Below are 12,972 nucleotides of genomic sequence, written 5' to 3'. Positions count from 1 at the left end.
CATTCTCAAAAGGTCCACGACATATGTATTTTTTATAAAGGGCGGTACGGTCTTACAAATCTTTTCGATATAAGTTAATCACATCTTTTAAAGCTGCAGCTGCAGCGCCTCGTGGATTAGAAGCCCCACCAATTGTAGTAACTTGTCCCATCGTATCTGTAAAGAACGTAATTCCTTTTTCGGTCCCATTTACTTTTGCTAACGGATGATCTTTTTCTATTTCGCACGGTTCAACATTTAAATTCACATTGCCACCCTCATCCTTATATGTTGATGCTATTAATTTAATAATTTTATGTTGTTCCTTAGCATTTCTAATTTGCTGTTTTGTAACGTGCTCGATTCCTTTTATATGTATATCAGTAAGTGTTTTCTCTGTTTTCATTAAGCTGTTTGTCAAAAGTAACAATTTACACGCACTATCTGAACCACTTATATCTAATATAGGGTTTGTCTCAGCAATTCCTTTATCTTGTGCTTCTTTCAGTGCTTCTTCAAATGTCATATCTTCCTCATACATTTTCGTAAGAATATAATTAGTTGTTCCATTTAATATTCCTTCTATTTTTTCAATACTGCAACCGGCTAAACTAAATTGTCCGATATCTAGGGTCGGTAATGCAGCGGCTGTTGCACCGCTATATCGAATTCGTACATTGGCGCCTCTTGCTGCTTCATTTATTTCTCTCCAGTTTGTAACGAGCGCCCCTTTAGAAATTGCTACTATATCCATCTGTTTCTCAATCGCTTGTTTCATATATTGTTTCCCTGGATTTCCATCTTTAAGATTTGTAACTGTTGATTCTACCAATACAGTACCACTTATGCTAGTTGTTGCACGTTCCTTCGGATGATACTCTAAATATTTTTCAATTGCAGCGGTACCGCCACCATACATCAATAAATGATGAAGTGATAAGCCGTCTTCATTATGTATTGCAATATTTCTCCCTAATACGCCACTTACAACTAATTGAATCCCATATGTTTCATATATATATGAATATTTTTCATTTAATAATTTTATAAACTCTCTGCCTACTGTTCCGTATCCTGATAATACAACTTGAATTTTCATAATATCCCCCCATATTTTTCTACCAAATCCCTCTTTCAATATAATATAAAGCGCTCTCGAATTCCATCGAGAGCGCTTTATTATTACCTATTTCGGTAAACGTGATAGCTTTTCAGCAATTGTTCTATAAAACTCTTGAATGCTAGAAAAACCTAATGAGTCTGAAACACTTAATCCTACCATATCGAGATGATCCCAATTCGCTTTCGTTTCGATATGATTCCATTTTCCAATCTGTAATGACCCATTATTATTTACAGCAACATTAGAAGATGGTGCAATCATAGAATTCGTATTTACTACACCATCATTTTGCCACCAAGAAGTATCAACTAACGGACGGTTTTCTTCATATCTCGCATAAGAACCTAAGAAAAATGCATTCCCCATCAACACTTTATTCATCGTAATATGCGGTAAATGTAAACCTGTTATAGGTGCTGCTTGTGATGCATGTCCACTATAGGATAAATAATACACATCTGGTTGCGTCTTTACCCAATTATTTAACTCCTTTGCACCATCTGTACTTAAATCCCATTGACTTATATCTTTTGTATTTTTCCAAAGTGAACTATTTAGAATACGATTACTATATTGGAAAAATGACTCTCCAGCATTTTTCTTTATACCCCATTGATCCAATTTAAAATCATATAATGATAAATTATTGTTTCCTCCAAAGCTTGCAGCTGTAATGAGTAAATCTTTAACGAACGGTAGCAGAAGACTACCATCCGCAAGTGTTGTACCGTTGTGAGGGGTTGCTAATGTTGTAACACTATGAACATATGATTTTCCGCCTTCAAATAGTGGTGATATTTTGATGTCTGGGTGATTTTTCACATAATTCTTTTCTTCAAAACTACCTTCTTTTAATAGCTGTACTAATGTTCTAATCGTTTGTCCACCCATGCTATGTCCAACTAAATGAACTTTATTTGTTTCACTCCAATTCGGCGCAAAACCACTATAAGTTCTGCCAAAACGATTATGTCCATGTTTCTCAGCATGTACGGCACCATAGTCTACTGTCCCACCGCTAATTTGTGCATACAATTCACATGCACGATCCCAGTTACTAGAAACAGGTCCAACAGCTGCGGTATGTACCGTATAACCATTGCGTTTCAAATCTTCCTGTATATCATGAACACCACCCCAATATTTTACGCCAAGCATTTCTTCTCTACCCCATCCAGCAAATCCATTCACCAATATGATTGGATAATTATTTTGTTGCCTCTCTTCAGCGTATGATATTTTCGCTGCGAATGAACATACGGTCACTAATGCGAAAAAACATATTTTTAAAAATAACTTCCCCATACTTTCTCCCCCTAATAAAACGTTTACATGTTTCTTTTTTAAAAAATTAACAGAATACTTTAACAACTTAAACATAATGTAAAGTATTTTATATACGTTGTATATATAGAAAACATATACAAATGTTGATAAATATTAATTCAAGTAAATATTTACTTTTTACAATACAACTTGTAAATCTGTTTATTTGAATTTATAATTAGATATAGTTGCCTCATGTTAAAAAGATTTAAAAACCATAAGAAAACTAATCTCATTGCTTGAAAAGGAGGAAAAATCATGCAAATCGGATCAAATATTCATACATTGTCTCAACCTACTAAAATAACTCCATCTAATCTTGAGCATAATACTATCTCTTCTACTAAACTTGAAAGTAAGAAAATAAATGATCCTATCAAGTTTGATATTCGTTTATCTGAAAAAGGAATGAAACAGCCTGAGCATAAATTTAATGAATTAGATTTATGGAAGATGTTAAAGGATAAAGGTGTTCCCTTATGGATCATCCTTGAAATGCTACAAAAGGCTCGTAAAGAAAAAGAAGCCCAAAATAATTCAGTTCAAAATTCAAATGGGATTGAGGAAACAAACGAGACTCGATTAAATGAAGTAATGTAAAGCATAATAATTGATTTGTCTATAAACTAAAAAGAGTTCGAAGCTGATGAAATTTTTATCAACTCCGAACTCTTTTTTAAGGTTTTTCGCCAATCGTTACAAATTGAAAAGATACTTCTCCTTCCAAACCTTTAATTAGCTTTTTTACTTTGACATTTTCATTAACCATTGTATTATCTGTCGACATTTTAGGTCTTTCATCACCTAGAGATTTCTTTAATTGAAGAAGGTGCATTTTCGTTTCATTTGCTTTTATTTCCTTATATACGCTATTTTTTGCTACAATCACATACGATTGCGTTGGATATTTACGAGTGTTTCCTATCCAAGTGTCACTATCGTATGTAACAGGAATCTCATTTCCTTCTATTTTAATACTTTTCATAGTCTTTTCGTCTTCATTTGTAAACAATAGTGATCCTTCTTTTGGGAATTTTGGTAACGTATCTAAAATATAAATGGAGCCATTACCTCGTTTATGAAAAATTTTTTCTTTAATCAGTGCTAGTGCTGTAGATTCATTTAAAATTAATACATGTCCATTTCCAACTTCACCTTTTTTCACAGAAAACACTTCATTTTCTTTCGTAATTTCCTGATAACGATTAATAATTGGTGAAATATTATTTTCATCTCCAATAATTAATACACCGTTTGCAGGAAATGAGTTATCCTTTTTAGAGCATGAACTAAAGCTTATTAAAAGTATTATAGTTAACATAAAAATAGTTAAAGTTCTTTTCATCTCGGTTCCTTTCATAATTCATATCATTTTTTACATGCTTTTCTGTAATTTTATTAGTTCATATCCTTTATTGCTCCATAGTCTTATAAAGCTTTTGTAGGTAACGCCAACGAGTAATAAAGAAATATAAAACTTGTATACATATAAATGAAATTAAAATAAAAATCGAGCTATTTAAAATAGAAAAACTAACTAATTGTTGCAGTGCCGTATACGCTACTACAGTATGAATCACCGCAACAGCAATCGGTAAGAAGAACATTAATAATAACTGTCTCGTTACAACTTTTTTTAACTCTTGTTTACTTAATCCCATTTTCGAAATCATTTTATATTGTTGTTGATCACGGTCCAAATCAGTATATAATCGGAAATAAATAAAACTAGCAGCAAATGTAAAGAAAACGATTCCGACTAAAACACTTGCCATAAGTAATAAACCATTCTTTTGCTTTGCCTCCAACAAGTTTAATGTTAAAGCTTCAAAGTAGAAATCACTGTCCCTAAGATCTTTATCGAATATACTTTTTAATTGATTTGAAATCTCTTTCGTTCTTATCCAATCATCTACAACAAATCCGTAAGTACGATGTTGAATATCTTCATCCTCTGGATTACTCGTCAGAGGAATTTCATCATACACATGATCTTGAACAGCAATATAAATACTACTAGAATCATGTGGTAAAACTAAATTCTCTACAGTTTTCTTCACACGAAATGTCTTTGTCCAATCTCCTTGAATGACTTCAATATTTTTTTTATAGTCACCATTTTTAAATTCTTGCTTTTGTGACACCCTCCCAGGGATTAGTAAAATTTCATCTTCTTTTTCAATCGTTTCATGTTGGTACCCGAGTGCTCTCGTAAGTTCGTTATATTCACTTAATTTCAATACATTTACGTTACTTTCTGTAAATTTACTTGAAGATGAAGCCATTCGATACGGAATATTTGCATCCAAGAGATGTTTTTTTATAATAGAGAGATGTTTATCTACCAATTTATTGTTTTCAGAGCTTTCATACAGAAATGTATATGGGTTTGTCATCCACACTAAATTTCTATTACCAATAGCAGCTGTTGTCCCAATAGCTGTAAATGCAACTGCTGAAATAATAGATACAATAAAAAACATCGTTGCATTATCTTTCATACGGTAAATTAATTCAGAAAACGTTAATATATTTGTTCTTTTTAAAAAGAAAGATTCTCTCCTTTTAGCAAGATGTAATATATAAACGCTACACTGTGTATATAAAAAGTACGTTCCTATAATTACTAGTAAGACACCCATTCCAAGTGTAGTAAAACTGGAACTTGAAATAAAGCGAAATACTGAGAAATATCCATATCCTATACTAATTAAAGAAAGCAGTGATAATAAAATTGAAGATTTCGGTTCAGGTTTTGGTTTTTCCTCTGCTCGAATAAGTTCCACAAGTTCCGTTATTTTTACCATTTTAAATGTAAATAGTGAAACAATGAAAAATAAGAAAAGAAAAGTGATAACTGTTAATAATACAGCCTTCACTGGTGTATAAAAAGGCAAACCATTATTAATCATTAATACACTTGCGCTTATCAATAAAACTAGTTTAGAAAATATGAGTCCAATGAAAATCCCTATACAAATTGAACCAAGTCCAATCAACATATTTTCAATTAATAATAATTTCTTAAACTGTCTCATTGACATACCTTGCATCATTAATATGCCAAATTCTTTCTTACGAGTTTTTAAAAATGAACTAACTGAATATAAAATAAAGAAAAATGAAAATACAAAAATCAAACCTTGCGAAATTGTAAATCCCATCGTACCATATGCACTCATTGTTGCACTTGTTGATTTTAATTCCCCTTGTAAATCAGGATGAAATAATAAAAGAGCATACGTAAAGAAAACCATAATAGAAAATGTACTACTTAAAAAATGGGCAGCATATGTACGCTTATTACGAAAAATATTATTAAATGCGAACTGACGAAAAGTCATGCCTTTTCCCTCCTAACAAAGAAAGAACATCCATAATCTTTTGATAAAAGGCTTGTCTGCTTTCACCACAATAAATTTCGTTATATAGTTGACCATCTTTAATAAATACTACTCTACTGCAAAAACTCGCAGCATACGGATCATGTGTAACTAACATCATCGTTGCTTTTTCTTCTTTATTAAGAGTATCAAGCATCTCCATTACATCATTTGAAGATTTAGAGTCCAAGTTCCCTGTTGGTTCATCTGCAAGTAATAATTGCGGCTTATGAACGATCGCACGAGCGATTGCTGTTCTTTGAGCTTGTCCCCCTGATATTTCAAACGTTCTTTTATTCAAGATATCTGTAATATTTAACTTCTCTGCAATCTCTTCCAATCGCTTGTTCATTTCTTGCACGGAAACACCATCTAAAGTCATCGGCAATACGATGTTTTCTTTTACAGTAAGTGTGCTAAGAAGATTAAATGATTGAAAAACAAATCCTAATTGTTTTCTGCGGAATAACGCTAATTCTTCTGATGATAATTGAAAAGGGTTTGTGCCATTAATAAATATTTCTCCCGATGATGGAGAATCAATAGTAGATACCATATTCAATAACGTTGTTTTTCCGCTACCTGATGGACCCATAATTCCTACAAATTCACCTTCTTGAATTGATAAATCAATATCTACTAATGCTTTATAAGGTACTTTCCCTTTATATACTTTACTAATACTTTTTGCATGTAAAATTTCCATGTATATTCTCCCTTCATTTCCACTGCTCACTATAGAGTGTAAATGAATTGTCTTACAGCTCATATTGATTCATCTTTCATTTACCTTACACGCTTGTAAGATTTCTAAAAAAACTGACAACATAATTATTTCAAACTAAAATTAACGCATAACTATCTTATAATAATTGTATAGTAGTAGGAAATATAATGTATAATAAATCTTTATTATATAAATGAGAAAAGACCGATTGCTATCGGTCTTTTACTACCAAACGTTATATTTTTATCCACTCAGATTTTCTCAATATATAATGATTATATATTTGATTTTCTATCCTCTGTTGGCTCTTATAAATAAACCCGCATTTTTCAATAACTTTATTTGATGCTACATTGTTAATTAAAGCAATTGCGTTAAGGACATTTAAATTTGTTTCTTTAAACAAATAGTCAATTAAACCTTTAGTCGCTTTTGTAGCATAGCCATGATTTTGATATTCATTTGAGATAGCATACATTATCTCTCTGTTTGGTGAAGGGAGTTCTTCTTTCATACCTGTGCAGCACCATCCAATGAGTTCATTTGTAGCTTTCTTAAATATTCCTAGCTTTAACATCTGATTATCTATGTTATTCGTAGTTTTCACTGCATCAAGAAATGCTTTGTTTGCTGGTATTTCATAATCTGCAATCCAATCCACCCTTTGTTCTTTCGTTGATTTCCAGTCTGGTAAAAATTTTGCTATTTCCGGTTGATTTGCTATTTTATAAATACTCTCTGCATCTTTGACCGTAAACTCTTGCAAGTATATATCTCCACAATCTATTTTAAATAACTTAGTGAATCTCTCTTCTCCCATGTTAATCCCCCTTATTTACGTTATAGCTCCTTAATCTGCTTCGTAAGTTCAATAAACCGTTCATCCAGTGCTTTATATTCTTTGTCTTTAGAAGTTAAAAAGCTTAATTTTCCTAATACTTCTTGTCTCTCTGTTTCTAACGTTAAACGTAGCTCTTCAATATCATCTCTTGTTTTAGTAGGTTCTTCTAGCTGCTTTTGTATCGTATTGTTTGAAAACACGAGTTTTGTGTTAGTTGTTTTCTCCAGAAAATATCGATCGTGAGATACAATTACTAATGTTCCGTTATACTCAGCTAATGTATTTTCAAGTTGTTCACGTGAAGGTAGATCCAAGTGATTCGTCGGTTCGTCTAAAATGAGTACATCTTTTTCATCTAAAATATAAGCCATTAGCTTACACTTTACTCTTTCTCCCATACTCATATGCTCAATCGGCTCTTTCCATTGAGACGCTTGGAATCCTAAATGTTTCATTAAATTTTGGACTTTTCCTCTTTCTTCAAACGTCTCTTTAAAAAATAAATTTTCTGGTGTTTTATCAAGCGGTAAATCAAAAACTTCTTGTGTTAAATAGCCGATGTTTGCTGAAGGTGAAATCCATATTTCTCCTTCAGCAGTTTCCGTTCCCATAATCATCTTCAGTAATGTTGTTTTCCCACTACCGTTTGGTCCAACAATCGCAACTTTCTCACCGTGCTGAATTGTAAAATTAACGTTTTCAAATAATACTTTCCCATGAAAGTCTTTTTTTAATTGCTTTACTTCTAAAAAGCGTTTTCCTACTTTTTTGTTCGCTTGAATAGAAAACTCAACTGAATACTCTTCTTTCACACGTTCTACTTTCGTTTTCTCCAGCTCTTTTTCAAGTCGTTTTCGTTTTGACTTCACTTGTGCATCCATTCGCTTCGCTTTTACACGATAGAATTCTTTCACACCTTCTTGTTTTGTAGACTGCGCGTGTGCCTTTTGTGACCATGAACTCAATTCTTTTATATGTGTTTCTACTTGTTCTATCTTTTTTTGTTGTTTTTCATATTCACGCTGCTGCGACTTTCTTTTTTGCTCACGTGCTTTCATGTAGCTCGTATAATTACCACTATGCTCAATTAATTTTTTGTCCTCAATTGACCATATTTTTGTTGCGACAACATCTAAAAAATATCGATCATGCGATACAACGATAACTGTACCTTTCATGTTTTTTATTTGTTTAATGAGAAATCCCGTACTGATCTCATCTAAATGATTTGTCGGTTCGTCTAATATTAAGACATTAGGATTTTCAGCAAATCCTTTTGCTAATCGAATTTTCAGCTTTTCACCACCACTTAAAGTATGAAAATCGTTCGTTGGCACGCCCCATTTCGCAAGAAGTTCTGCTTCTTTTGCAATTACATCATTACTAATAAAAGATTCTATTTCTTGCTCAACATATGCGGTTGTCATATTCATTTGCTGCCATTCAACAATCCCTTTTGAAGGCTCAATCTTTCCATTTATTAATTGAAGTAACGTTGATTTACCAGCACCGTTTTTACCAATTAATCCGATAACATCCCCTTGTTTTACTGTCACATTCATTTTCTCTAACAACATATTTTCTTTTATTTCAACATAAACATCATTTAATTTTAATAGTTCTTTCATAATACCGATCCCTTTCATTAAGGGAGAATAAAAAAATCCTCCCAAATAAATTTGGCAGGATTAGTCGTTAAAATATTTACACCCAAATAAGCTATTACGTAACATAAATAGCAATACCGTTCTATGGAAATTGGGCAGACTAATCCTATTTTTTAGAAATTGAAATTTATTGAATTTCAACATTTAAAAATAAGATTAGTTAATCATCGTCCACCCATCATTCCTTTCTGTCATTAATAACCATATTGTACCATGATAATACTGTATGCGTAAATATTATTATTTGTACTTCAAAAGCAATTATTTTTCTTCAAGTTTATTTTTACAATTTCATGTGCTCATATCTTTAATTTTTACTAATTTGTATCATTTATTCATATGAAAACTTTTAAAAAAATACAAAACAAGGCTAAAAAACTTATCTCCAACGTTCTTTAGCCTTGATCACTTTTTACACATTAAAAAATATTACTCGTACTACCGTACCTTTATCAACTTCTGAATGGATTTCTACACTATGTCCTAATTGCTTCGTAATTTCATATACGAGATATAGCCCCATTCCTGTTGATTCTTTAAAATCTCTACCGTTTTCTCCTGTAAAGAAAGGTTTGAAGACTCTTGGTAAATCTTGCTTCGGTATACCTACGCCATTATCAGCAATTTCAAGTATAACGGTATTACCTTCCTTACAAGCTTTCACTTTAATCTTTTCTCTACTACCTGATGAATATTTAATCGCATTCGATAGTATTTGTCCAATTAAAAATTGTAACCATTTCGCATCACTTTCTACAGTAATGTCCTTATCAATTTCAAGCTCTGGATATACAAAATTCCGGATAAAGAACCGTTTATGCTCATGTACCGAATCATTCACTATTTTATGTAGTTGTACTCTTTCTACATAAAAATCTTGTGTAAATGCTTCTAAACGTGCGACATACAGAGCCATTTCTAATCCCTTTTTTAATCGATCAGTTTCCTCATTTATACTTTCAAAACGTGAATCTACTTCATCCTGTGTAATTAATTCTATTACAGATAAAGGTGTTTTCATTTGATGAATCCACTGATTCATAAAGGTTAAATGGTCATTATTTTTTCTCTCTTGCATTTGCAGCTGATTTTGATAATGTCGATATTGCACCTCAAGTAGTTCTTGAAGAGCAGCCGATACAGCTGCAAAATCAGATTTTTGAACAGATTCATCCAAAGATTGCATCGGGTTTGCTAAGCGCTCATAAAAAGAACGATGTGTAAAATATCGAAACACTAAATAACTTCCCATAAAGAAAGCCCCTAGAAACATTGCATATAACGCCGTTGTAATATGATTATGCCCATCAAACCAATATACGAGAAATATAGCTAGTAGTTGAATTATAGTAAAGCAAATAAGTGGTATATGATCACGTATAAACAACCTTATCATTTTTCTATACCAGTATCCCAAGTAATATGCAATCTATATCCAACACTACGAATCGTTTCAATCGCACCTTCTATATGTAACGTTTGTAACTTTTTACGCACACGTGTTGTATTTACACTTAATGTATTATCATCAACATAAGATTCGCTATCCCATAATTTATTTAACAACACTTCCCTACTCACAACACGCGGATAATTTTTCATTAATGTCTCTAATAAAATAGCTTCGTTTCTCGTTATATCAATCTCTTCGTTTCTAAGTTTCAATACAAGTCTTTCAGGATATAAACAAAGGCCTTGTTGCTCAATCATTCGCTCTTCTAGTTTCGGTGCATAATCTCCATATGCACGTCTTAAATGACTACGAATTTTCGCCACTACAACTTCATAATGAAAAGGCTTCGGAATAAAATCATCGCCACCATTTTCTAACGCCATAACTTGATCCATCGTACCTTCACGAGCCGAAATGAATAGTATCGGACATGTAGAAACACCGCGAATTTGACGACACCAAAAGTACCCATCAAAACTCGGTAAATTAATATCTAATAAAACTAACTCTGGTTGTTCATCTAAAAAAATGTCTAATACATTTTGAAAGTCCGATACAATAACTCCTTGATAACCATATTTCGCAACATGTTTTGATAATAGTTCTGCAATTTTCATATCGTCTTCTACAATCATAATTTTGACCATTATTGAACTCCTTTTTAATCCACAATCTCAAATATACTTATATAAAATAAATACTACCTCTTTTCACAAAATCCGTAAATTAAAAAAGGATGCTTTTATACAAAAGTATCCTTTTTCGTCCCTTATCTATTTAATATGAAATTTACTAAAAGTAAATCCTAGTTTCTCCACATAATCCATCCCTAATTCCATACGCGCCGTTTTCAACGGATCCACAACTTGGCAAACTTTTAAATTACCTGCTGCCGATAATAAAAGCGTTGCATCAGCTTTAGACATTGCTAATTCTTCATGTAAAAATGTCACCATATTACGTACAGCACGATTTGCTGCATCATCTAGCAATTTTTCTGAAGCAATCGTCATTACTTTTTCTTTTTGAATAGCCATTGGTAGTGGCCATTTTTTCCCTTTTATAATTTGAACTGTTACAGTTACCTCACCAGCAACCTCTACTCCACTAACCCCAATTTCACCATCCCCCATTGCTGCGTGTAAATCACCTAACGCTAATAGTGCTCCTGGGACATTAACTGGTAGTAGTAATGTTGTTCCTTCTTTAATTTCTTTACAGTCCATATTCCCGCCGTGATCATGCGGTGTGCCACATGAAATGCTCTCTTCTTTCGGTGCAATACCAATTACCCCAATCATTGGATTAATCGGGATTTGTAGTTCACTTGAAAACAAAACATGTTCATTATGTATTGGGACAATTTTCACTGTATTTTCATTTAACTCATTCCCTATTACACCAAGGTTTGCACCTGTAGTTAAAACGCCCTGCTCTGCAATTTTAATCTTTTCAATCGTTACGGCTAATATATCGCCAGGTTCTGCTCCTTTAACATATACAGGTCCAGTCGCTGGATTAATTCGGTTCCAATCTAATTCTTGAAACACAACATCTTCAGAATCGATTTGATTTTCAAAGCAATCATATGTTTCAAATACAAGACTGCTCCCAATTTCCACTTCCATACAAGGCTTAGTTTCTGGTGACATTGAGTAAATGATATGGTCTTTATGAATTCGATACATAATACCTCTCCCTTTTATATTTATCTACTATTACTAATTAGCTCTTTTTATACAAGCTCCTCTTAAAATTAAATGTTATTTTTATGTAAAAAAGCACGCAGATTGTTTTATAACATACACTCTTTACTATAACAGAAAGGTGGTATCACTATGCCCCTTATTCCATACAACGAAAGTGATGTTGATTTACTAGCTCGTTTAATTCGTGCTGAAGCTGAAGGCGAAGGTCGCCAAGGTGAGGAGTTAGTTGGATGCGTTGTAGTAAACCGTGTATTTTGTGATTGCTTAGATTTTAAACAACTCCGTACCGTACGCGACGCTGTATATCAAAGCCCCGGCGGATTTGAAGCAGTACAATATGGATATTTTTATCAACGCGCTCGTGAATCAGAAAAAGAAATTGCACGAAAAGTTTTACAAGGTGAATGGCGCTGGCCTGCACGATGGGCTCTTTGGTATTTCCGTCCAGTTGGAGCTTGTCCACCTGAATGGTATAATCAGCCATTTGTAGGACAGTTTAAAAGCCATTGTTTTTATGAACCAAGTGGTGATGAATGTCCAAAAATGTATTCACGATAGTAAAAAAGAAAACACCGAAAGTACCTGCTTTTATATATACTTTCGGTGTTTTCTTTTCATTCAAGTAATCTAATAGTAAGATAAAATATTTAACTCCTATAACATTTTATTAATCGAATATTCAACATGTACTGAAGTTTCTTAGACTAATAGAAACCAAATGGTATATAAGAGGTTATCACTAAATAACAATTTTTAGTTTTAAT

12 protein-coding genes are annotated in these 12,972 nt (G+C 32.6%); 2 read left to right on the top strand and 10 right to left on the bottom strand.

Annotated elements, in window-relative coordinates:
• Positions 1-52: 52 nt before the first annotated feature.
• Together N2V80_RS12555 and N2V80_RS12550 are read right to left on the bottom strand one after the other, a co-directional pair.
• Positions 53-1,078, bottom strand: coding sequence for a homoserine dehydrogenase (locus tag N2V80_RS12555; protein ID WP_061655747.1), 1,026 nt, complete (start codon positions 1,076-1,078; stop codon positions 53-55).
• 87 nt (positions 1,079-1,165) lie between these two features.
• Positions 1,166-2,407: an esterase/lipase family protein gene (locus tag N2V80_RS12550; protein WP_000517066.1), complete on the bottom strand. Its 1,242-nt coding sequence runs from the start codon at positions 2,405-2,407 to the stop codon at positions 1,166-1,168.
• Positions 2,408-2,686: 279 nt separating this feature from the next.
• Here N2V80_RS12550 and N2V80_RS12545 point away from each other — a divergent pair, with 279 nt between their 5' ends.
• Entirely contained in the window at positions 2,687-3,028 is a 342-nt protein-coding gene (locus N2V80_RS12545) for a DUF3914 domain-containing protein (RefSeq protein WP_061655746.1), read from the top strand.
• Positions 3,029-3,104: 76 nt separating this feature from the next.
• On the opposite strand, the gene N2V80_RS12540 is transcribed toward N2V80_RS12545, so the two are convergent.
• From N2V80_RS12540 to N2V80_RS12505, 8 genes are all read right to left on the bottom strand, one after another.
• Positions 3,105-3,773 carry a lipoprotein BA_5634 family protein gene (locus tag N2V80_RS12540; protein ID WP_061655745.1) on the bottom strand — a complete coding sequence of 223 codons (669 nt, stop codon included), beginning with the start codon at positions 3,771-3,773 and terminating at the stop codon, positions 3,105-3,107.
• 67 nt (positions 3,774-3,840) lie between these two features.
• Complete coding sequence (locus tag N2V80_RS12535; RefSeq protein WP_048558494.1) at positions 3,841-5,772, bottom strand: ABC transporter permease; 1,932 nt, start codon at positions 5,770-5,772, stop codon at positions 3,841-3,843.
• Positions 5,747-6,517, bottom strand: coding sequence for an ABC transporter ATP-binding protein (locus tag N2V80_RS12530; RefSeq protein ID WP_000404277.1), 771 nt, complete (start codon positions 6,515-6,517; stop codon positions 5,747-5,749). Before N2V80_RS12530 ends, N2V80_RS12535 begins: the two co-directional genes overlap by 26 nt.
• Positions 6,518-6,773: 256 nt before the next feature.
• Positions 6,774-7,358: a GNAT family N-acetyltransferase gene (locus N2V80_RS12525; RefSeq protein WP_061654576.1), complete on the bottom strand. Its 585-nt coding sequence runs from the start codon at positions 7,356-7,358 to the stop codon at positions 6,774-6,776.
• A 20-nt stretch (positions 7,359-7,378) separates the two neighbouring features.
• On the bottom strand, positions 7,379-9,007 hold the full coding sequence (gene abc-f, locus N2V80_RS12520) for a ribosomal protection-like ABC-F family protein (RefSeq protein ID WP_002103136.1): 1,629 nt from the start codon (positions 9,005-9,007) through the stop codon (positions 7,379-7,381).
• Between the two features lie 451 nt (positions 9,008-9,458).
• Complete coding sequence (locus tag N2V80_RS12515; RefSeq protein ID WP_002103134.1) at positions 9,459-10,442, bottom strand: sensor histidine kinase; 984 nt, start codon at positions 10,440-10,442, stop codon at positions 9,459-9,461.
• Positions 10,439-11,146 carry a response regulator transcription factor gene (locus N2V80_RS12510; protein ID WP_000238969.1) on the bottom strand — a complete coding sequence of 236 codons (708 nt, stop codon included), beginning with the start codon at positions 11,144-11,146 and terminating at the stop codon, positions 10,439-10,441. The genes N2V80_RS12515 and N2V80_RS12510 overlap by 4 nt, the downstream gene beginning before the upstream one ends.
• A 126-nt stretch (positions 11,147-11,272) precedes the next feature.
• Positions 11,273-12,187 (bottom strand): acetamidase/formamidase family protein, encoded by a 915-nt coding sequence (locus N2V80_RS12505; RefSeq protein ID WP_061654577.1) that lies wholly within the window; start codon positions 12,185-12,187, stop codon positions 11,273-11,275.
• Between the two features lie 150 nt (positions 12,188-12,337).
• On the opposite strand from N2V80_RS12505, the gene N2V80_RS12500 reads away from it, so the two are divergent.
• On the top strand, positions 12,338-12,766 hold the full coding sequence (locus N2V80_RS12500) for a cell wall hydrolase (protein WP_001128398.1): 429 nt from the start codon (positions 12,338-12,340) through the stop codon (positions 12,764-12,766).
• The last annotated feature ends 206 nt before the right edge of the window (positions 12,767-12,972 follow it).

The sequence above is a fragment of the Bacillus sp. FSL W8-0640 genome (assembly GCF_038007725.1).
GTDB classification, from domain to species: domain Bacteria; phylum Bacillota; class Bacilli; order Bacillales; family Bacillaceae_G; genus Bacillus_A; species Bacillus_A cereus.
This window is presented reverse-complemented; position numbering and strand designations above follow the sequence as displayed.

Coding starts and splice junctions, on each gene's coding strand:
- N2V80_RS12515 (WP_002103134.1), bottom strand. CDS start 10,442: ATGATAAGGTTGTTTATACGTGATCATATACCACTTATTTGCTTTACT.
- N2V80_RS12525 (WP_061654576.1), bottom strand. CDS start 7,358: ATGGGAGAAGAGAGATTCACTAAGTTATTTAAAATAGATTGTGGAGAT.
- N2V80_RS12530 (WP_000404277.1), bottom strand. CDS start 6,517: ATGGAAATTTTACATGCAAAAAGTATTAGTAAAGTATATAAAGGGAAA.
- N2V80_RS12540 (WP_061655745.1), bottom strand. CDS start 3,773: ATGAAAAGAACTTTAACTATTTTTATGTTAACTATAATACTTTTAATA.
- N2V80_RS12550 (WP_000517066.1), bottom strand. CDS start 2,407: ATGGGGAAGTTATTTTTAAAAATATGTTTTTTCGCATTAGTGACCGTA.
- N2V80_RS12510 (WP_000238969.1), bottom strand. CDS start 11,146: ATGGTCAAAATTATGATTGTAGAAGACGATATGAAAATTGCAGAACTA.
- N2V80_RS12555 (WP_061655747.1), bottom strand. CDS start 1,078: ATGAAAATTCAAGTTGTATTATCAGGATACGGAACAGTAGGCAGAGAG.
- N2V80_RS12535 (WP_048558494.1), bottom strand. CDS start 5,772: ATGACTTTTCGTCAGTTCGCATTTAATAATATTTTTCGTAATAAGCGT.
- abc-f (WP_002103136.1), bottom strand. CDS start 9,007: ATGAAAGAACTATTAAAATTAAATGATGTTTATGTTGAAATAAAAGAA.
- N2V80_RS12505 (WP_061654577.1), bottom strand. CDS start 12,187: ATGTATCGAATTCATAAAGACCATATCATTTACTCAATGTCACCAGAA.
- N2V80_RS12500 (WP_001128398.1), top strand. CDS start 12,338: ATGCCCCTTATTCCATACAACGAAAGTGATGTTGATTTACTAGCTCGT.
- N2V80_RS12545 (WP_061655746.1), top strand. CDS start 2,687: ATGCAAATCGGATCAAATATTCATACATTGTCTCAACCTACTAAAATA.